General features: G+C 69.6%; 19 protein-coding genes and 1 tRNA gene. 13 read left to right on the top strand and 7 right to left on the bottom strand.

Going from position 1 to position 18,434, the window contains the following annotated elements; all coding sequences use genetic code 11:
- Position 1 precedes the first annotated feature (1 nt).
- Positions 2-1,162 (bottom strand): ABC transporter substrate-binding protein, encoded by a 1,161-nt coding sequence (locus E5F05_RS15105; RefSeq protein ID WP_129119476.1) that lies wholly within the window; start codon positions 1,160-1,162, stop codon positions 2-4.
- A 115-nt stretch (positions 1,163-1,277) separates the two neighbouring features.
- Here E5F05_RS15105 and E5F05_RS15100 point away from each other — a divergent pair, with 115 nt between their 5' ends.
- From E5F05_RS15100 to E5F05_RS15085, 4 genes are read left to right on the top strand one after another with little or no spacing between them, the layout of a single operon-like run.
- Positions 1,278-2,372, top strand: a complete 1,095-nt coding sequence (locus E5F05_RS15100) for an alpha/beta fold hydrolase (protein ID WP_129119475.1) — start codon at positions 1,278-1,280, stop codon at positions 2,370-2,372.
- A complete protein-coding gene (locus E5F05_RS15095; protein WP_129119474.1) occupies positions 2,365-3,078 on the top strand; it encodes an alpha/beta fold hydrolase in 714 nt (237 codons plus the stop codon). Before E5F05_RS15100 ends, E5F05_RS15095 begins: the two co-directional genes overlap by 8 nt.
- 22 nt (positions 3,079-3,100) lie before the next feature.
- Entirely contained in the window at positions 3,101-3,835 is a 735-nt protein-coding gene (locus E5F05_RS15090; RefSeq protein ID WP_129119473.1) for a CoA transferase subunit A, read from the top strand.
- 1 nt (position 3,836) lies between these two features.
- Entirely contained in the window at positions 3,837-4,466 is a 630-nt protein-coding gene (locus tag E5F05_RS15085; protein ID WP_129119472.1) for a CoA transferase subunit B, read from the top strand.
- A gap of 52 nt (positions 4,467-4,518) precedes the next feature.
- On the opposite strand, the gene E5F05_RS15080 is transcribed toward E5F05_RS15085, so the two are convergent.
- Positions 4,519-5,013, bottom strand: coding sequence for a c-type cytochrome (locus E5F05_RS15080; protein WP_129119471.1), 495 nt, complete (start codon positions 5,011-5,013; stop codon positions 4,519-4,521).
- A 145-nt stretch (positions 5,014-5,158) separates the two neighbouring features.
- On the opposite strand from E5F05_RS15080, the gene E5F05_RS15075 reads away from it, so the two are divergent.
- Positions 5,159-6,841, top strand: coding sequence for an acyl-CoA carboxylase subunit beta (locus E5F05_RS15075; RefSeq protein WP_129119470.1), 1,683 nt, complete (start codon positions 5,159-5,161; stop codon positions 6,839-6,841).
- A gap of 84 nt (positions 6,842-6,925) precedes the next feature.
- Positions 6,926-8,107: an acyl-CoA dehydrogenase family protein gene (locus tag E5F05_RS15070; RefSeq protein WP_129119469.1), complete on the top strand. Its 1,182-nt coding sequence runs from the start codon at positions 6,926-6,928 to the stop codon at positions 8,105-8,107.
- Positions 8,108-8,156: 49 nt separating this feature from the next.
- Here the strand turns inward: E5F05_RS15070 and E5F05_RS15065 are convergent, their stop codons facing one another.
- The gene (locus E5F05_RS15065; RefSeq protein WP_129119468.1) at positions 8,157-8,384 is read right to left on the bottom strand and encodes an Imm32 family immunity protein; all 228 of its coding nucleotides are present in this window, start codon (positions 8,382-8,384) and stop codon (positions 8,157-8,159) included.
- Between the two features lie 435 nt (positions 8,385-8,819).
- Here E5F05_RS15065 and hpf point away from each other — a divergent pair, with 435 nt between their 5' ends.
- From hpf to E5F05_RS15050, 3 genes are all read left to right on the top strand, one after another.
- Positions 8,820-9,386: a ribosome hibernation-promoting factor, HPF/YfiA family gene (gene hpf / locus E5F05_RS15060; protein WP_129119467.1), complete on the top strand. Its 567-nt coding sequence runs from the start codon at positions 8,820-8,822 to the stop codon at positions 9,384-9,386.
- Between the two features lie 118 nt (positions 9,387-9,504).
- Positions 9,505-10,575: a butyrate kinase gene (locus E5F05_RS15055; protein WP_129119466.1), complete on the top strand. Its 1,071-nt coding sequence runs from the start codon at positions 9,505-9,507 to the stop codon at positions 10,573-10,575.
- Between the two features lies 1 nt (position 10,576).
- Positions 10,577-10,951, top strand: coding sequence for a hypothetical protein (locus E5F05_RS15050; RefSeq protein ID WP_375791565.1), 375 nt, complete (start codon positions 10,577-10,579; stop codon positions 10,949-10,951).
- Positions 10,952-11,271: 320 nt separating this feature from the next.
- Here E5F05_RS15050 and E5F05_RS15045 read toward each other — a convergent pair.
- Positions 11,272-11,348 (bottom strand) — tRNA-Met (locus E5F05_RS15045).
- A 128-nt stretch (positions 11,349-11,476) separates the two neighbouring features.
- Here E5F05_RS15045 and fni point away from each other — a divergent pair.
- Complete coding sequence (fni, locus tag E5F05_RS15040) at positions 11,477-12,505, top strand: type 2 isopentenyl-diphosphate Delta-isomerase (RefSeq protein ID WP_129119465.1); 1,029 nt, start codon at positions 11,477-11,479, stop codon at positions 12,503-12,505.
- A gap of 337 nt (positions 12,506-12,842) precedes the next feature.
- On the opposite strand, the gene alr is transcribed toward fni, so the two are convergent.
- A complete protein-coding gene (alr, locus tag E5F05_RS15035) occupies positions 12,843-13,901 on the bottom strand; it encodes an alanine racemase (protein WP_164973500.1) in 1,059 nt (352 codons plus the stop codon).
- Positions 13,902-13,978: 77 nt separating this feature from the next.
- Between alr and E5F05_RS21695 the strand changes: the two genes are divergently transcribed.
- The 3 genes from E5F05_RS21695 to E5F05_RS15025 all read left to right on the top strand — a co-directional run bounded on the left by E5F05_RS21695 (position 13,979) and on the right by E5F05_RS15025 (position 16,463).
- The gene (locus E5F05_RS21695) at positions 13,979-14,821 is read left to right on the top strand and encodes a hypothetical protein (RefSeq protein WP_244944492.1); all 843 of its coding nucleotides are present in this window, start codon (positions 13,979-13,981) and stop codon (positions 14,819-14,821) included.
- Between the two features lie 2 nt (positions 14,822-14,823).
- Positions 14,824-15,915, top strand: a complete 1,092-nt coding sequence (locus E5F05_RS21690) for a hypothetical protein (protein WP_244944491.1) — start codon at positions 14,824-14,826, stop codon at positions 15,913-15,915.
- 98 nt (positions 15,916-16,013) lie between these two features.
- Entirely contained in the window at positions 16,014-16,463 is a 450-nt protein-coding gene (locus E5F05_RS15025) for a hypothetical protein (RefSeq protein WP_129119463.1), read from the top strand.
- A gap of 12 nt (positions 16,464-16,475) precedes the next feature.
- On the opposite strand, the gene E5F05_RS15020 is transcribed toward E5F05_RS15025, so the two are convergent.
- Positions 16,476-17,162 (bottom strand): ABC transporter ATP-binding protein, encoded by a 687-nt coding sequence (locus E5F05_RS15020; protein WP_129119462.1) that lies wholly within the window; start codon positions 17,160-17,162, stop codon positions 16,476-16,478.
- Complete coding sequence (locus E5F05_RS15015) at positions 17,162-18,322, bottom strand: ABC transporter permease (RefSeq protein WP_129119461.1); 1,161 nt, start codon at positions 18,320-18,322, stop codon at positions 17,162-17,164. The genes E5F05_RS15020 and E5F05_RS15015 overlap by 1 nt, the downstream gene beginning before the upstream one ends.
- Between the last annotated feature and the right edge of the window lie 112 nt (positions 18,323-18,434).

The following is an 18,434-nucleotide window of genomic DNA, read 5'->3' as shown; positions in this document are numbered from 1 at the left end:
CCTACTTGCTCCACACCATCGGCTTCTGCGCGAACTTGATCGGATACACCGGCACGCGGCTGTCGCCGAGGAATTGGAAGTGCAGCCAGTTCCCGGCCTTGAAGCCCTGGTACTGCGTCTTGAGGCTCTTGCTGAAGGTGAGGGGGCCGAAAGGCGTGGGCACGTTCGTCTTGGCGAGTTCGGCCGCCACCTTGTCCTTGTCGGTGCTGCCCGCGCGGTTGATGGCGGCGGCGAGCGTCTTGAGGTTCACGTAGGCGAGCGGCGCGAAGTATTCCTCGGTCACGTTGCCGAACTTCTGCTTGTAGGCGGCGACGAACTTGCGGCTCTCGGCCTGCGGGCTGGAGGGGAGCCACAGGCTCAGACCCGCGATGTTGTCCGAAAGCGGGTTCTTCTCGAAGCCCACCGGCCAGGAGGGCGGCGTGCCGTAGATCAGGCCCACATTCAGGTTCTGCTGCTTGATCTCGGTGGCCAGCGGCAGCGCGTCGGTGTCGTAGCCCACCCAGTAGAAGATGTCGGGCTTGGCGGCCTTCGCCTTGCTGACCAGCGGCCCGAAGTTCCCGCTGCCGGTCTTGAACTTCTCGGCCATCACGACGTTGAAGCCCGCCTTCTTGAAGAGGGCAACCGTCTGGTCGATGCCCGCACTGCCAAAGGGGCCGTCCTCGTAGGCGATGGCGATGTTCTTCGCGCCCTTGCTGCGCTTGAGGTACTTGAAGTAATCGAGAATCGCCTCGAAGTTGTAGTACGACCAGGGGTGGTAGTGGAAGAAGTACGGATAGCCCGCGAAGGCGTCCTCGACCGGGACCGCCGCCGCGCCGATCCAGGCCATGAAGGTGTTGTACTGCTTGGCCGGGCCGCTGATCGCGATGGAGGTCGCGCTGCTCACGCCACCTGCCATGAAGTCCACCTTGTCCACCGTCACCAGCCGCACGAACTCGGGCACGGCCTTGGCGGGCGCCGAACCGTCGTCCGCGAAGTCCAGTTCCAGCGGCTGGCCCAGCACGCCCCCCGCCTTGTTGATCTCGTCCAGCGCCAGCAGATAGCCGTTCTTGGCCGCCTGCCCCGACACGCTGCTCGCCCCCGAGAGCGGAAGCAGCACGCCCACCTTCACCGCGCCCGCGCCGGAGAGCGCGAGCAGAACGCCCGTCAGTAGCATCTTTTTCATGTTCAGGGGCAGTGTAGGGGAGAGGCGTCACGGGGGCGTTACAGCCGGGAGGATCGCCAGAGCGTCCCCTCTCCCTGTGACCACCCCGTAACGCTTCCCGCCTACCCTCGGGGCGATGCGACAGATTGAGGGAGTGGGGGCGGCACCAACGGGGACAGCGCCCGGCGCGTTCACGCTGGAGGTGACGGCGCCGCTGGCCGGTGTGCCGGTGCCGGTGCGGCTGGGCGTGCAGACGTGGGGCCAGTTGAACCGAGCGCGGGACAACGCGGTGCTGGTCTGCCACTACTACACGGGCACGTCACAGGCGGCGGGTGTGGGGGCGGACGGCACGCCCGGCTGGTGGGCGGCGCTGATCGGGCCGGGGCGCGTGGTGGACACGGACCGCTTCTTCGTGGTGGCGATGAACACGCTGTCGAACGTGCAGGCCCGTGATCCGCAGGTGGTGACGACCGGCCCGGACACGCCGCACCCGGACGGTGAGGGATGGGGCGAACGGTTTCCCGCCTGGGACTTTGCGGACCTGCACGCGCTGCAACTCGCGCTGCTGCGGCACCTTGGGGCGGAACGCTGGCACGCCGTCATCGGCCCCAGCTTCGGCGCGATGCAGGCGCTCCAGTGGGCGGCCCGCTCGCCGGACCTCGCTCCCCGTGTGGCCGCGGTTGGCACCAGTCCCAGTGCGGGGCCGGTGCTGCGCGGGGCCTTCGGGCCGCTGCTGCGCGACGCCGCGCCGCGTGGGGGCCTGGCCGGGGCGCTGCGCCTGATCTCCTTCTTCGGGCTGGGCGCGGACGGGCTGGAACGGACCTTCCGGGACGCCGACTTCGAGGCGTACCTGCGCTCGCGGATGGCGACGGCCAGCCTCGCGCACATCCTCGACATTGCCCGCGTGGTGGAGACGCACGACCTCTGTGCCGTCCTGCCGCGCGCCGAACTGTTCGCCCACTGGCGGGACGTGGGCCTGCGCCTGCTGACCGTCAACATTCGCGGTGACCAGTTCTTCCCCGCCGCCGAGATGCGCGCCTTTTCCGGGGCGAGCCGGGCGGCGGGCGTGGCCCACACGCACCTGGAGTACGATTCCGCGCACGGCCACCTGGGTTGCGTGGCCGACACCGCGCCCTTCGCGGGCCTGCTGCGTGCCCTGCTGGACGACGCGCTGCCCGCCGTGCCCCTCCCCCCCGAGCCGCTTCAGACCGGGGAGGCGTCCCATGCCTGAGCGGGTGCTCGTCGCCATCCACGGCAATTTCGCCTCCGCGGCCTGGTGGGTGGACCTGCTGGCCGATCCGCCGACCGGCTGGCGTGTCCTGGCGCCCGACCTCCCCGGCTTCGCGGGAACCGCGCACGCTGGCGAGGTGAGCATCCCCGCCTACGCCGACTGGCTGGCGGCCTGGCTGGCCGAGCGGGAGATCACCCGGCCCGTGCTGCTGGGGCACAGCCTGGGCGGGGCGGTCGCCCTGGAGTTCGCCGCCCGTGACCCTCACCACCTCTCCGGCCTGATCCTCGCGGCGAGTGCACCCCTCACGGGCCTGGTCACCCCCGAGGAGAATTACCCGGTGCTGGAACTGCTGCGCGTGAATGGGCAGCTCCGGGAACTGAGCCTGGGGGCGCTCTTCCCTTCGGGCAGCCCGGCCAACTTCCCGGAACTGGTGGCGGACGCGGGGCGGATGGCGGACTCGCACTACAGCGGCAATGCCCGCGCCCTGGCCGGGTGGCGGGTGGACGCCGCGCGAATCAAAGGGCTGCCCGTACTGGTGCTGGGCGGCGAACTCGACACGCTGATCACGCCCGAGATGGTGCGCGCGCAGGCTGCCGCTCTGGGGACGTCCGCCGCCGTGCTGGAGGGCCGCGGCCACGGCTTCCCGCAGGAAGACCCCGGCGCGTTCCGGGCGCTGATTTCCGAATTTCTCGCCACCCTGCCCTGACGTTCGTTACATTGGAGCCGACATGAACAAGGTTTACGAGGGCGCCCGTGAGGCGCTGCAAGACATCGTGGCCGACGGGCAGACCGTCGCCGTGGGGGGCTTCGGCCTGTGCGGCATTCCCGAGCAACTCATCCTCGCGCTGCGCGACAGCGGCGTGAAGGGGCTGACGGCCGTCAGCAACAACGCGGGCGTGGACGGCTGGGGCCTGGGCCTGCTGCTCGAAACCCGCCAGATTCGCAAGATGATCTCCTCCTACGTGGGCGAGAACAAGGAATTCGAGCGCCAGTACCTCGCCGGAGAGCTGGAACTGGAGTTCACCCCGCAGGGCACCCTGGCCGAACGGATGCGCGCGGGCGGCGCGGGCATCCCCGGCTTCTACACCAAAACCGGCGTCGGCACCGTCGTCGCCGACGGCAAGGAGCACAAGGATTTCGACGGCGAGACGTACATTCTGGAGCGCGGTATCAAGGCCGACCTGGCACTGGTGAAAGCCTGGAAGGCCGACCGGGCGGGGAACCTCGTCTACCGCAAGACCGCGCAGAACTTCAACCCGGTGGCCGCCACCTGCGGCCGGGTCACCGTGGCCGAGGTGGAGGAACTGGTGGAGGTCGGGGAGCTTGACCCCGACGAGATCGACACGCCCGGCATCTTCGTGCAGCGTGTGGTGCTGAACCCGAATCCCGAAAAGCGCATTGAGCAGCGGACGGTGCGGAAGGCGGCGACGAACGCCTCCAGCGCCGCTGGAGAGGAGGTCTGAGATGCCCTGGACCCGTGACGAGATGGCGGCCCGCGCCGCGCGGGAACTGCAAGACGGCTACTACGTGAACCTGGGGATCGGCCTCCCGACTCTGGTTGCCAACCACATCCCCCAGGGCGTCAGCGTGTGGCTGCAATCGGAAAACGGCCTGCTGGGCATCGGCCCCTTTCCCACCGAGGACGAGGTGGACCCCGACCTGATCAACGCGGGCAAGCAAACGGTGACGGCGCTGCCCGGCGCGAGCTTCTTCTCCAGCGCGGACAGCTTCGCCATGATCCGGGGCGGCCACATCAACCTCGCCATCCTGGGGGCGATGCAGGTGTCGGAGAAGGGTGACCTCGCCAACTGGATGATTCCCGGCAAGATGGTGAAGGGGATGGGCGGCGCGATGGACCTCGTGGCGGGCGTGCAGCGCGTGGTGGTGCTGATGGAACACGTGGCGAAGGGTGACGCGCACAAGATTCTGTCCGAATGCACGCTGCCCCTGACCGGCCAGGGCGTGGTGGACCGCATCATCACCGACCTGGCGGTGCTGGACGTGACGCCGGACGGCCTGAAGCTGGTCGAACTCGCCCCTGGCGTGACGCTGGAGGAACTGCGGACCAAGACGGGCGCGCCCATTCGGGAATAGCAGCGGGGGGGGCGGGCGGCCTGGGACACCTTCCTGGGCCGCCCTGCGGCTTTTATTTCACCGTCTTGGGCCGCAGGGCATTCACCTGGGCCGGGGTCTTCTTGTCCTGACGGTACTTGGCGAGGTCGGCGGCGGTGAAGGGTTTCTGGCCCTTGGGCAGCTTGTTGCCCCAACTGGTGCTGACGTAATTGAGAATGGCCGCGAGATCGGCGTCCTTCAACTGTCCGAAGGCGGGCATCACGCCGTTGTACGTCTTGCCGTTTACGCTGATCTTGCCGTTCAGGCCGTACAGGACGACGTGCTCGACGTAGGCCCGCCCGCCCTGCGCCGCCAGCAGCGTTCCCACATGGTTCGCCAGTGGCGGGAAGGCACCGGGGACGCCCTGGCCCGTCGCCTGGTGACAACCGGCGCAGTTGGTGGTGAACAGGGCCTTGCCGTTAGGCGAGGCGGCAGCGGCGGCACCGGCCAGCAGGGCCGCGAGGGACAGGGCCGACTTGAACAGTGCCGACTTGAAGAGGACCGACTGGGTGAGGGCAGCCTGTTTCATGGGTTCCTCCTGCACAGAACTTGAGGCGAACGCACGCTGACCGGACCAGTCTACCTGACCTGTCGGTCGGGCAGGGCGGAATGCAAGGGGCGATGAAGCGGCCTCTCCCCACTCCTAACGGGCGTTTGTTAGACTGTGAGCACAGATGACCCAGCCCGACACCCGCGCTCCGGCGCCCCCCACTGCCGCTACCTGGCCGGAGGCCCTGGCCCGCCTCGCCGCCGACCAGCAGAAAGTCCGTGCCGGAGGCGGCCCCAGAGCCCAGCAGCGCCAGCACGAGAAAAACCGCCTCACCGCCCGTGAGCGCATCGCCCGCCTGGTGGATGAGGGGACCCCCTTCGACGAACTGATGACCTTCGCCGGGTGGGAGATGTACCCGGAAGTGGGCGGCGCTCCCTCGGGCGGCACCGTCACCGGCATCGGCAGCGTCGCGGGCCGTCCCTGGATGATCATCGCCAACGACGCCACCGTAAAGGCAGGCGCCTTCTTCCCGATCACGGCCAAAAAGGTGATCCGGGCGCAGACCATCGCCCTCGAAAACCGGCTGCCTGTCGTGTATCTGGTGGACTCGGCGGGCGTCTATCTGCCGATGCAGGACGAGATTTTCCCCGATCAGGACGACTTCGGGCGCGTCTTTTACCTGAATGCCCGCATGAGCGCCAGGGGCATCCCGCAGATTGCCGCGATCATGGGCAACTGCGTGGCGGGCGGCGCGTACCTGCCGGTCATGTGCGACACGCTGATCATGACCGAGGGGTCGGGCCTGTACCTGGCGGGTCCCGCGCTGGTCAAGGCCGCCATCGGGCAGGTCGTGGAGTCGGAAGAACTGGGCGGCGCGGACATGCACGCCTCGATTGCCGGAACCGTGGACTACAAGGAACCGGACGACGAGGCGGCCCTGAAGCGCATCCGGGCACTGGCCGGGATGTACGCGGAAGGCGAGGTCGCGCCGTGGGCGAAGCGGCGGGCCGAGGTGCAGCCCGCGCCGGAACGCGACCTCACCGAAGTGGTCAGTTTCGACGGCAGCAAGCCCTATGACGTGCGCGAGGTCATCACCGCGCTGGCCGATGGGGGAGCCAACGGAGAGCCAAGCTTTCACGAGTTCAAGCCCGAGTACGGCCAGACCATCGTGTGCGGCTTCGCCCGCGTGGGCGGCTACCCGGTCGGCTTCGTGGCGAACCAGCGCACCGTGATCAAGAAGAAGCTCAAGTCGGGTGGCGAGCCCGGCCTCCGCACCCGCATCGAGGTCGGCGGCGTGATCTACGGCGACTCCGCCGACAAGGCCGCCCGCTTCATCCTCGACGCGAACCAGGCGGGTGTGCCGCTGGTCTTCCTGTCCGACGTGACCGGCTTCATGGTGGGCCGCGACTCCGAGCAGGAAGGCATCATCCGCCGGGGCGCGAAGATGGTGAACGCCGTCTCCAACAGCGTCGTTCCCAAGATCACCATCATCACGGGCGGCTCGTTCGGCGCGGGCAACTACGCCATGAACGGCAAGGCCTACGGCCCCCGCTTCCTCTTCGCCTGGCCCAGCGCCAAGTACGCGGTGATGAGTGGCAACGCGGCGGCCAAGACGCTGCTCGACATCCAGGTCGCCGCCCTCCAGCGCCAGGGCCACCCGCCCGACGACGAGGAACTCCAGCGCCTCTACGACGAGGTGAAGGCCAAGTACGACACCGAACTCGACCCCCGCTACGCCGCCGCGCGCCTGTGGGTGGACGAGATCATCCCGCCGAACGACACCCGCGAGCGCCTGATCCGCGCCCTCGAAGCCTGCGCGCAGAATCCGCAGCAGGAAGAACTCAAGGTGGGCGTGTTCCAGGTGTGAGGGGTTAGGCGTTAGGAAAAGCCACCCCGTCCCCTCCCCCTCCTTCTCTAATCCCTAACTCCTAACCCCTTGCCGGAGGCACCCATGACCAGCACCCTCGTCCGTCCCCTGTCCGACGACCAGCGCACGATCCTTTCCGCCCTCCAGAGCTTTTTGAAGAACAAAGTCGCTCCCGGCGCCGCCGAGCGTGACCAGACCGGCGAGTTTCCCTTCGACCTCGTGCGGGAACTCGGCGAGATGGGCGTGATGGGCGCGCAGACGCCCGAGGAATACGGCGGGGCGGGGCTGGATACCGCCACCTTCGCCATGATCATCGAGGAGATCGCGGCCTATGACGGCAGCCTGTGCCTGACGGTCGCCTCACACAACTCGCTGTGCCAGGGTCACATCATCCTGGCGGGGACCGAGGCGCAGAAGCAGAAGTTCCTGCCCGACCTCGCCAGCGCGCGGAAGCTGGGGGCGTGGGGCCTGACCGAACCCGGCAGCGGCAGCGACAGTGGCGGCCTCCAGACGCGGGCGGTGGAGCAGCCCGACGGAAGCTGGATTCTGAACGGCTCCAAGAACTTCATCACGCAGGGCAGCGTGGGCGGCACCTACGTGGTGCTGGCCCGCACCGACGCGCCGCGCCCCGGCAAGGGCAAGAACGACGGCATCAGCGCCTTCGTCTTCAACCGCGACGAGGTGACGGGCTTCTCCATCGGGCGCAAGGAGGACAAGCTGGGCCTGCGGAGCAGCGACACCGCGCAACTGATCTTCGAGGACATTCACCTCCCGCAAGGCGCGCTGCTGGGCACCCGTGCCGAGGGCTTCAAGGACGTGATGCGCGTGCTGGACGGCGGGCGCATCGGCATCGGCGCGATGGGGCTGGGGCTGGGGCGGGCGGCCTTCGAGTTTGCGGCGCGGTACGCGATGGAGCGTGAGCAGTTCGGCAAGCCCATCGCCATGAACCAGGCCATCGGCTTCAAGCTGGCGGACATGGACACCCAGCTCGAAGCGGCCCGCCTGCTGCTCCGCAAGGCCGCCGACCTCAAGGACGCGGGCGAGAACTTCACGGTGGCCGCCGCGCGGGCCAAGCTGTTCGCCAGCACCGTCGGGGTGCAGGCCTGCGACGACGCGATCCAGATTCTCGGTGGCTACGGCTACATCAAGGAATACCCGGTCGAACGCTACTGGCGCGACAACCGCCTCACCCGCATCGGGGAGGGCACCGACGAGGTGCAGCGCCTCGTCATCAGCCGCGACGTGATGGGCCGTTTCGGGGCGTAAGGGCGAGGTTGCCGGGGGTCAGTGGGGCGAGTGGATTCCCGCTGGCCCCTCAGTCGTCAAGCCTGCTGAGGATGAGTTCGTCGGAGCCCTCCTCCAACCCGGAGAAGTCCTCCAAGTGGAGATGTTTTCCAGGGACGGTGGATTCTGCCAGGCTCAGGAGCATGTTGGAAAGCGTGCGGAATCCTGCCGCATTCCCGAAGATCACGTGTGCTCCCTCAACCATGCGAACCTCAATTCGAGCCTCAGGTTCCCACCAGTTTGTTTCGGGTTCGTCCATGCCTGCGACTGTACCTCCGCCTCTTCCAAACTGAACCGTCTTCCGTGAAGCCACCGTAACTTTAGGTGCATCTGCCCCGCGCCCACGCCTCTACACTGGGGTTATGAAGGGCCTGCGCGAGTTCATTGACTGGCTGCGGGAGGCGCTGAAAGGCTCGCCTCAGCCCCAGCCGGTGCCCATTCCCGTCCGCGTGCGCGACCGGCGCTGATCGGGCTGTTCCTCCCACTTTTTCCGTCCACCCCTCAGCGGGTGGGCGTCTTTCTTGCTGGCACACGTCCTGAAGCTCGGCGGTCCAGCAGGCAGCTCAACCCCTCCACCATACCCCGCCGCGTGAGCGTCTGCTGTGGCCCATTCGCCTGACATTCATCTGATGTGGACCCTAGAGTGGACTCCCGGGGCAATGACCCCCCGGGAGAAACGGAAAGAGGTGAAGCCGTGCATATCTATCAGCTGTCAGGCCGGAACGTGGACGTCACCGACGCGATGCGCGATTACGTGGAGGAAAAACTCACGCGCCTGGACCGCTTCAGCGACCAGATCACCGATGCGCGCGTGGTCCTGACCGTCCGCGACGTGCGGGACGCCGGGCGGCGCAACCGCGTCGAGGTGCAGCTCAATGTGCCCAGCGGCATTATCCGCGCCGAGGAGCACCACGCCGATATGTACGCCGCGATTGACCGCGCCTCCGACGTGCTGGAGCGCCAGCTCCGCAAGTTCAAGACAAAATACATGCGCCACCGCCAGGAAGCCGTGCCCGAGCCTGAAGTGGGCCTGGCCGAGGCCGATGTGAATGCGGGCCTGGACGAGGAAGCCGCCGAGTTCCGCCCCGAGATCGTCCGCACCAAGCGCTTCAACCTGCGCCCCATGAGCGCCGAGGACGCCGTCACGCAGATGGAGGCGCTGGGCCATGACTTCTACGTGTTCAAGAACATGGATACGGGGGGCTGCGGCGTGGTGTACCGCCGCCGGGACGGGCATTACGGCCTGATCGAACCGAGCTGAGGCCCGTGGGACCCGTCCGGGGGCGAGGAGCCTGCCGATCCTCGCCCCCGGCGCAACCTCACGGCCTTCTCACCTGCCGGGACGCCTGCCCCGCCGCATCTGCTACGCTGGGGCGTTCATGATCGCGCATGTGGTCAATCCCGGTTCCAGCAGCGTGAAACTCGCCTGCGCCAGCGTCCTGCCCAGTGAGAACCCCGCCCTGCCCGGCCAGTTGCGCGTCACCCTGACCCGGGCCGAGGTGCCGCTTGCCGGGCCGCCGGGCGAACAGGACCTGGGGGCGCTGACCCAAGCCGTGCTCGACGCCACCGCCGACTGGCCCTTCCCGGACGCGGTGGTCGCGCGGGGCGGCTGGCTGGGGCAGGTCGCGGCGGGCACCTACCGCGTCACGCCCGAACTGGCCCGTTACGCCGCCCAGGAGGGCCGCGACGGGCTGGGCAGCGTGCTGGCCCTCAGCGTCGGGGAGGCGCGGGGCGTGCCCGCCTTCGTGGTCGATCCGCAGAGTGTGCACGAACTGCTGCCCGAGGCGCGCGTGACGGGCGTGCGGGGCGTCACGCGCGAGGCCCGCTTTCACGCGCTGAATGCCCGCGTCGTCGCCCGCCGCGCCGCCCACGAGGTCGGCAAGCGGCTTCAGGAGGCCCGGGTGGTCGTCGCGCACCTGGGGGCCACCACCAGCGTCACCGCCTTTGACGGCGGCCGCGCCATCGACACCACCGGCACCGCGGCGGGCGGCGGTCCGATGGGGGCCTTGCAAGCTGGCCCGCTGTCCAGCGCGGCGCTGCTGCACCTGGCCGAGGGTCATACCCCGGCGGAAGTGCTGCGGCGTCTGGCGTCCGAGAGCGGCTTTCTGGCCCTGACCGGCAGCGCCAACCTCAAGGAACTCGAAGCGCGCGAGGCCAGTGACCCCGAAGTGCAGGCCGCCGCCGCCGCCTTCGTGCACCAGGCGTGCAAGGCGATTGGCGAGCAGTGCGGGGCGCTGGCCGGACGCCCGGACGCGCTGGCGATCACGGGGGGAGCGGCCCGCTGGGAAGCCCTGGTGGACCGCATCGAGCGGCGGCTGGGCTGGATCGCGCCCGTCATCATTGTGCCCGGCGAGCTGGAACTGGAAGCCCTGGCCGAAGGCGCGGGCCGCGTGCTGCTGGGCCTGGAACAGCCCCGCGACTGGACCCCACCTCCGGACGGAACCCCCTGACGTGGCCCGCCGCCGCCTGCCCCGCCCCGCCCCCGAACCCATCCGCGCGACCAGCATGTGGCGGGTGGATCAGGTGTTTCTCGCGCGCCGGGGCCAGCGCATCGAGGTGACCTGCTCGCTGGTCAACGACCGGGGCGGCCTGCGGAACCTGAGTATCGTGGCCCCCACCGACGACCCCCGCGAGGCTCTGCGCCACGCCGCGCGTTACGTTGCCGGGAAAGGCAACGTGAGCAGCGCCCGGCAGGTCCGGGTGCGCTGGACGCGCGAACAGCTCACCACCTTGCAGGACGAACTCATCCGCGCTTTCGAGCTGGAGGACGACTTTCAGGAAGCGTTCGAGGACACCCTGCAAGAGGTCCGCGACCGGATGAGGTAGGGGAGAGGGCACTCACCCAAAAGAGGTAGGTGACGCAGACAAGGCTCTCATAGAGAAGAAACACCGTGTAGGACAGTAAAAAAGCCCCTCCCCCTTGACTTGCAGAGGGGGTGAGCAGGCCTGGCGTAGAGAGGCCAATGGATGACCGAATGCCGGACCTGTTTTGAGGGCAGCCTGACGGCTGCCACCCCTCTCCCCGGCCCTCTCCGGCAAGGGGAGAGGGAGAAAACCCCGCCGCACTTTCCTACATGAGAGAGGGCTGCATCCCCCAGCCCGAAAGAGAGGCCAAAGAAAAAGCCCCACCTTGTGGTGGGGTTCTTTGGTTGCAGGGACAGGATTTGAACCTGTGACCTCCGGGTTATGAGCCCGACGAGCTACCAGACTGCTCTACCCTGCGTCGCTCTGGCGCGTTTCCGAACGTCTGTTCTTCCGGCGCTCAGAAATAGTAGCGCGAGTTCAAAAATCTGTCAACAGCGGCTGGGAAAGCGGGCCGAACCCCCGGGGCGCTCGCGTTAGGCTGGGACCGTGACCGACCCGGCCCCGGAGAGCATTCAGGCGCGCAAGCTGCGGCACATCGAGGCGTGCCTGCTGCCCGCGAGCCAGTACGCGGGCGTGACCACCGGGCTGGAGCGGGTGCCCTGGCCTTACCGGGCGCTGCCGGAACTGGACCTGGACGCGGTGGACCTCACCGTGCCGTTTCTGGGGCGGGCGCTGCGGGCACCGGTGCTGATCGGGGCGATGACGGGCGGGGCGGAGAGGGCAGCGGCCATCAACCGTAACCTTGCCGTCGCCGCGCAACGTCTCGGCATCGGCCTGATGCTCGGCTCGCAGCGGGTGATGCTGGAGCGCCCGGACACCGCCGCCAGTTTTCAGGTCCGCGACGTGGCCCCGGACGTGCTGCTGGTCGGGAACCTCGGCGCGGCGCAGTTCCTGCTGGGCTACGGCGCTGCCGAGGCCGAGCGGGCGGTGCGGGAGGTTGGGGCGGATGCGCTCGCCATCCACGTGAACCCGCTTCAGGAAGCCATGCAGGCGGGCGGAGATACGCACTGGGCGGGGCTGAGCGCCCGGCTGGCGGAGGTGGTCCCCACCCTGCCCTTCCCGGTCCTTCTGAAGGAGGTGGGGCACGGCCTGGACGCCGCCACGGTCGCGGCGGTGGCGGCGTCGGGGTTCGCCGCGCTGGACGTGGCGGGCGCGGGCGGCACCAGTTGGGCGCGCGTGGAGCAACTCGTTCGCTACGGCGCCGTCCTCACGCCGGACTTGTGCGAGGTGGGCATTCCGACCGCGCAGGCCCTCATGGGTGCCCGCCGCGCCGCACCTGGGACACCCCTGATCGCGTCCGGCGGTATCCGCACCGGTCTGGATGCCGCCCGCGCCCTGGCTCTCGGTGCGGAGGTGGTCGCGGTGGCCCGGCCCCTCCTCGCCCCCGCTCTGGAGAGTGCGGAGGCGGTGGAGGCGTGGTTGTCCCGCTTCATTCACGAGTTGCGGGTGGCCCTGTTCGTCGGTGGATTCGGCAGTGTGGAAGTGGTGCGGGGGAGGCTAGGGGATGAGCGTTGAGCGTGGGGCTGACGCGATGCAGAAGACGGGAGCGTGTGGGCCGCCTTTTTCCCTTCCCCCCTTGCAGGCGGAGTGATGCAGATAAGTCTCATGTAAGAAAAGCACGACGAGGACGGCTTTTGCTCCCTCCCCCCTGGCGGGGGACTTGCAAAGCTGCGAAGCAGAGGTTGGGACTTGTAAAGCCCTGCAAGAGCGGGGGGTGGTAAGCGCAGCTTGCCCTGACCGCAGGTCAGAGACACGTCCTGTCCATTTCCACCAACCACACCGCCGGGGTTTCGCAGCAGCCCCAGCCATCAACAGGAAGCGGGCTGATGACAGCCCTGGCCAGGCCGCACCCTCAGCCTTCCGCCACCCGCTCCACCCGCGCGCCCAGCCCGGTCAGCACCTCGTATTCCACGGTGTCGCCCCACCCGGCCACGTCCGTCACCGTGATCTCGCCCCCGCCCCAGACTTCCACCCAGTCGCCCACGCGGACCTCCAGGCCGGTCACGTCCACCATGCACTGGTCCATGCAGATGCGGCCCAGCACCGGGCGGCGCTCGCCCTGCACCAGAACCTGGGCTCTGCCGGTCGCGTTGCGGGGGTAGCCGTCCGCGTAGCCGATGCCGACGGTGGCGACGCTCGTCTCGCGCCCGGCCCGCCACAGGCCGCCGTAGCTGACGCTCTCGCCGGGGTGGACGGCGTGGACGTGGGTGACGCGGGCCTTGAGGGTCATCGCCGGGGTCAGGGGCGCTTGCTCACGCAGGTGCGCGGGGGCGAAGCCGTAGGAGGCCAGGCCGGGCCGCGCGAGGGACAGACCCGGCAGCGGGCCGAAACTCAGGATGCCGCCGCCATTCGCCGCGTGCGCGAGGACCGGAGGCAGCGCGGCCAGCACGCCCTGGAAGAGGGCGAGCTGTTCCCGGGCAAAGCTCGGGTCCGGTTCGTCGGCGGTGGCGAAGTGGGTATAGGCCCCCTCCAGCAGCCCCCGTTCGGCCAGACGCCGTCCCACCCGGATCGCCTCGTCGGGCCGCGCGCCCAGGCGGTTCATGCCGGTGTCCACCTTCAGGTGCGCGCGGGCGTGGGGCGGCAGGGCGTCCGCCTCCGTGACCGAGGCGACGGGCAGGCGCACCCCCAGGTCGGCCAGCGGCCCCACCTCCTCCGGCGCGGGCGGCGTGAGCAGCAGGATCGGCTTGCCGAGGCCCAGGGCGGCCAGGGCCACGGCCTCGCGCGGGACGGCCACCGCCAGGCCCCACACGTCGGGATGGCGGGCGGCCACCCGGGCGACGATCTCCAGCCCGTGCCCGTAGGCGTCAGCCTTCACCGGCAGCAGCAGCCGGGCACCCGCTCGCCGGGCGAGGGCCGTCAGGTTGCCCCGCAGGGCGGACTCGGAAATCAGGGCTTGCGCGCGTGCCAGCATCCCCCGCATGGTAGCGGGGCGGCGCGGTGGACAGGTGGACCGCCCGGCCGGGGAAGGCGCGTGTATCCTCTCTGACAGTGACCACGCGACCCGCCCTGTCCCGAATGGTGCTGACCCTCGCCGCCCTGGGGGGTACCCCGGCTCTCGCGCAGACGGGCGGCATCCTGCCCCTCGTCTCAGTGGGGGAGAAGTGGCCGCAGCCGCAGGAAACGTACCTGATCCGCGTCGCCCCGCCGGATGCCGGGAAGCCCCTGGGGCTGGAGGTGTACAGCCCGACCTTCAACCTGGCGGACTACGTGGACGGCCGCCGGGGCGCGGGGTACTTCGGGGACGAGCTGTACAAGAAAAACGAGCCGTTCGAGACGACCTTCACCCTCAGCGGTCCCGGCGGCCTGATCGCGGAGCGGCGCTTCTCCACCAACCGCGAACACACCTGGGAAAGCCTCTTCGCGGGGGGGCTGCCCGCGGGGACCTACACCCTCAAGGTGACCAGCCGGGGCGACGGCAAGAATGCCTTCGCGCTGCGGACGGCCGCACCCTTCACTCTGGAAACCAGCGACTTCTCGGTGAACGCCCGCGACACCGAGCAGACGCCGCTGCTGGCTGCCCGGCTGAACGTGCCCGCCGAGTGGGTCGGCAAGACCCTGAGTGTGCAGAACTATGACGTGGACGGCCCGCAGGAGGCCGAAACCTGGGTGGTGCAGCCCGGCGGGCAGCGCGTGAACCTGACGACCAGCGGGGACGGTCAGACGGCCGCCGACCGCTTCACCCTGACCCCCGATCAGGTAGGCGAGTGGCAGGTATTCATCCGCGTGCTGCCGACCACCAAGCAGTACTCCAACGCGATCCGCTATTCGTTCCGCCTGAATGACCAGCCCGTCACGGCCCGGGTCGGCGGCTTCACCCCCCCGAGGGCCTGAAGATGGCGAACCAGCTCCTCGTGGACGTGGTGGATCCCCAGGGCCGTCCCGTTCCCGGCGCGAGCTACACCCTGGTCGGGGACAGCGTGGTGCGGCCCGCCCTGCCCGCCGGGTACCTGCCGGTCAGCGCCGCGATTGTCGCGGGCAGCGGGAACATCGTGTCGCCCGGCGAGATCCGTTACCAGCCGGGCTATACCAAGCTGCGCTTTGTGGCCCGGCCCCCGGAGGGTCAGCTCATGGTGGACGCGGTGGCCGTGTACGGTGACCAGCGCCTGCCGCTGCCGGGGATTCCCTTCGAGGTGGCGGGCCGCACCCTCACCACGCCCGCGACGGTGGCCCTGCCGCCCGGCGATTACCCGGTCACGCCCAGCACCGTTCCCGGCAGCACCTTCACGCCGCCGGTGCCCGGCCACGTCTCCGATGCCGGAACGGGGAAGGTCACCCTCGAATACCGGGTGCAGACCGAACTCACCCTCGTGACCGCGCCGGACATCGTGAACGCCTGCGACGTGACGCAGCTCACCGCGACCGCCCGGACCGAGTTCCCGCACCGGCTCCCCGCCCGCCTGAAACTCAATCTCCCGGCCGGGTGGAGCAGCGACTATCCGCTGGAGCAGCCCGGCGAGTTCAGCAGCGGGGCGCCCCTGCGTCTCAAGGTCCCCGTCCGGGTGTGCCGCAGCGACACCGCCGAGGCGGTTCTGGCACCGCTGGACCTGCGGACCACCGGGCAGGCGCGCGTCCGCAACCCCGGCGGCGCGAACGTGACCCGCACCGTGCAGGGCGGCGCTCGGGCCACCCTCAGCAAGAACGTGGAACCCTCCGCGCAGGGCTACACCGTCACCCTGACCTTCACGGTGGACAGCACGCTGGAAAATGTCCGCCTGCTCGACCCCCTGCCCTCGGGCGGCAGCGCGTCCGCCGTGCGGGGTCCCCTGAACGTCCAGGGCCCCAGCCTGGCCGGGGTGAATCCCCGCGCCGACGGCGACACCATCATCCTGACGCGCGTGATTCCCGGCACCTATACCCTCACGTACACGCTGCTGACCGACCAGCCCGTCGACCGGGTGGTGACCACGCCCGACCTCGACTGGTGAGGCCCTTTCCTCCGCGCGTGGCCGCGCCGCCGGGGCCAGCGTCCCGCATTGTCAGCAAGGCCGCTCCCGGCAGATGAGTTTTCCATTATTCTGAAGCCATGAGACGTGCGTGGCTTCTGCCCCTTGCCGCCGCGCTGCTGAGCGCCTGCGGCGACCTCGCCGCGCCGCCCGCCCCGACCGCCGGGGACCTGCTCGGGGCGCCCACGTCCCTCCAGGTCACGGGCCGCAGCCTGAAGGCGGAGGCGACGCCTACCCTCGACGGGACGACCCTGAACGTGCGGGTGCGGGTGCAGCCCAGCCGCGCGCCCCTGCCGCCCCTGACGCTGACCGGCGTGTACGTCGTCACCGAGGACGGCGTGTGGAGTGCCGTCACCACCCGGGGTGAGTCTCAGGACTGCGGCGCGAACAGTTGCCTTCAGGGCACCGGGCGCGGCGCGGCGCGGGGCCTGCGGCCAGGGGAGGGAGTGCAGGTCGTGGTCAGCCTGAAGGACGCCCAGGGCCGCACCATGTGGCTGCGCGACCCCCAGGCGAATATCCAGCAGAACTGAAACCTCCGGGCGTTAGCCGTCCGCCGTCACCAGACCGTCGCGGACCCGCAGTGTCCGGTCGGCCAGCGCGGCCACGTCCCGGTCGTGGGTGATCAGCACCACCGTCCGGCCTTCCCGCGCCGACCCTGTCAGGAGTTCCAGCACCCGCTCGCCGGTGTGCGAGTCGAGGTTGCCGGTCGGTTCGTCGGCCAGCAGCACGCGCGGGTTATGGGCGAGGGCGCGGGCGACGGCGACCCGCTGCGCTTCCCCGCCCGAGAGCTGCGACGGCAGGTGCGAGGCCCGCGCGGCCAGTCCCACCCCGTCCAGCAGCGCCCTCGCCCGCTCGCGCCGCTCCCGGACCGGGACACCCGCCAGCATCAGCGGAAACTCCACGTTTTCCAGCGCCGTCAGGATCGTGACGAGATTGTGGTTCTGGAACACGAAGCCGTAGTTCGCTAGCCGGAAGTCCGCGCGGCCCGCCTCCGACAGCGCGTGCAGATCGGTGCCGTCCACCAGCACGCGGCCGGTGGTGGGCCGGTCGAAGCCCGCCAGCAGGTTCAGCAGCGTACTCTTGCCGCTGCCGCTGGGGCCGACCACCGCCGTCATCCCGGGCGGAAAGGCATACGTGAAGGGCGCGAGGGCCGTCACGGTGTCCTCGCCGCTGGGGTAGATGCGCGAGAGGTTCTGGGCGGTCAGGACCGAGCCGGAAGGCAGCGTCATCAGACCCGCCCCAACGCTTCGGTGATGCTGAGGCGGCTCGCGCTCCGGGCCGGGAGCAGGCCGGAAATCAGCCCCAGCAGCAGGCTGATGCCCAGCGCCAGCAGCGTCAGCCGGGGCGTGAGCGCCGCCGCGTCGATCCCCGCGAGGCTCTGGGTGTAGGCGTTCACCGCCGCGATCCCCACCAGGCCCAGCAGCAGCCCCCCCACACCGCCCACCAGGGCCAGCAGCAGCGATTCGGTCAGCACCAGCGTCCGCACGAACCCGGGCCGTGCCCCGATGGCCCGCAGCGTGCCGAACTCGCGGGTGCGCTCGAACACGCCCATCATCACCGTGTTCGCCACCGCCAGCCCCCCCACGATCAGCGCGATCAGGCTGATGCCGAAGCGCACCGCGTCGCTGATGCGCAGGGCCCGGTCCACGAACGACAGGAAATCCGACTGCGTCTGCGCCTCCAGGTTCAGCCGCCGCGAGATCGTACTCGCCACCGCCCGCGCGTCACGCGGATTGGCGAGCTTCAGGGCGACCAGCGACACCCGCCCCTGCGCCCCCTCCGCCCGTTGCAGCGTCGAGAGCGGCAGGAAGATGAAGTTGTCCACCAGCCCCGACTCCGGCGCGAGGATGCCCACCACCTCCACCCGGCTCCGGCGGTTCAGGTTCAGCCGCGAGCCGACCCCCAGGTGCAGGTTCTTGGCGGCCTTCGCGCCCACCACCGCCACGCCCTGCCCCTCGTCCGCCGCCGTCAGCGCCCGGCCCCTTGCGGCCTGCACGTTGGGAAACACCGCCCGCACCCCCTGCGCCGCCGGGAGGCCGTACAGCACCACGCTCTGCGACACGTCCAGGCTGCCGCGCACCGCCATCACCACCGGCGTCACCGAGGTGATGCCCAGTTCGCCCGACAGCTTCTGGAGGTCGCCCACCACCGTTTGCGGCAGGTTCGGCTGCGGCGCGAGGCCCTGGGAAAAGCCGCTGAGGCTGACCTGGACATCCGGCCCGATGGCGCCCAGTTCGGACGTGAAGACCTTGCGTATGCCCTCGCCCAGCGACAGGAAGACGACCATGCTCGCCACGGCCACCGTGATCCCCAGCGCCGTCAGCAGCGTCCGTACCGGTCTGCGCGTGAGGCCCCGCCACGCCAGGCTCCAGAGGTCTGATCCATTCACGAGCTACAAGCTACGCTGCCGGGGTGGTGAGGACGGCGGGAAGGGTGACTGACGCCGCCCCGGCGCCTCCACCGTCCGCTCCTCCAGCCCTCACGTCCTGACTCTACGCTGC

It is taken from the genome of Deinococcus metallilatus, assembly GCF_004758605.1.
GTDB classification, from domain to species: Bacteria; Deinococcota; Deinococci; order Deinococcales; family Deinococcaceae; genus Deinococcus; species Deinococcus metallilatus.
The sequence above is the reverse complement of the archived record's forward strand: the minus strand, read 5'-3'. Positions and strand labels throughout refer to the sequence as shown.

Bases quoted from the DNA above. Each gene is read 5' to 3' on its own strand.
- E5F05_RS15105 (WP_129119476.1), bottom strand. From the start codon at position 1,162: ATGAAAAAGATGCTACTGACGGGCGTTCTGCTCGCGCTCTCCGGCGCG.
- E5F05_RS15100 (WP_129119475.1), top strand. From the start codon at position 1,278: ATGCGACAGATTGAGGGAGTGGGGGCGGCACCAACGGGGACAGCGCCC.
- E5F05_RS15095 (WP_129119474.1), top strand. From the start codon at position 2,365: ATGCCTGAGCGGGTGCTCGTCGCCATCCACGGCAATTTCGCCTCCGCG.
- E5F05_RS15090 (WP_129119473.1), top strand. From the start codon at position 3,101: ATGAACAAGGTTTACGAGGGCGCCCGTGAGGCGCTGCAAGACATCGTG.
- E5F05_RS15085 (WP_129119472.1), top strand. From the start codon at position 3,837: ATGCCCTGGACCCGTGACGAGATGGCGGCCCGCGCCGCGCGGGAACTG.
- E5F05_RS15080 (WP_129119471.1), bottom strand. From the start codon at position 5,013: ATGAAACAGGCTGCCCTCACCCAGTCGGTCCTCTTCAAGTCGGCACTG.
- E5F05_RS15075 (WP_129119470.1), top strand. From the start codon at position 5,159: ATGACCCAGCCCGACACCCGCGCTCCGGCGCCCCCCACTGCCGCTACC.
- E5F05_RS15070 (WP_129119469.1), top strand. From the start codon at position 6,926: ATGACCAGCACCCTCGTCCGTCCCCTGTCCGACGACCAGCGCACGATC.
- E5F05_RS15065 (WP_129119468.1), bottom strand. From the start codon at position 8,384: ATGGACGAACCCGAAACAAACTGGTGGGAACCTGAGGCTCGAATTGAG.
- E5F05_RS15055 (WP_129119466.1), top strand. From the start codon at position 9,505: ATGATCGCGCATGTGGTCAATCCCGGTTCCAGCAGCGTGAAACTCGCC.
- alr (WP_164973500.1), bottom strand. From the start codon at position 13,901: ATGCTGGCACGCGCGCAAGCCCTGATTTCCGAGTCCGCCCTGCGGGGC.
- E5F05_RS21690 (WP_244944491.1), top strand. From the start codon at position 14,824: ATGGCGAACCAGCTCCTCGTGGACGTGGTGGATCCCCAGGGCCGTCCC.
- E5F05_RS15025 (WP_129119463.1), top strand. From the start codon at position 16,014: ATGAGACGTGCGTGGCTTCTGCCCCTTGCCGCCGCGCTGCTGAGCGCC.
- E5F05_RS15020 (WP_129119462.1), bottom strand. From the start codon at position 17,162: ATGACGCTGCCTTCCGGCTCGGTCCTGACCGCCCAGAACCTCTCGCGC.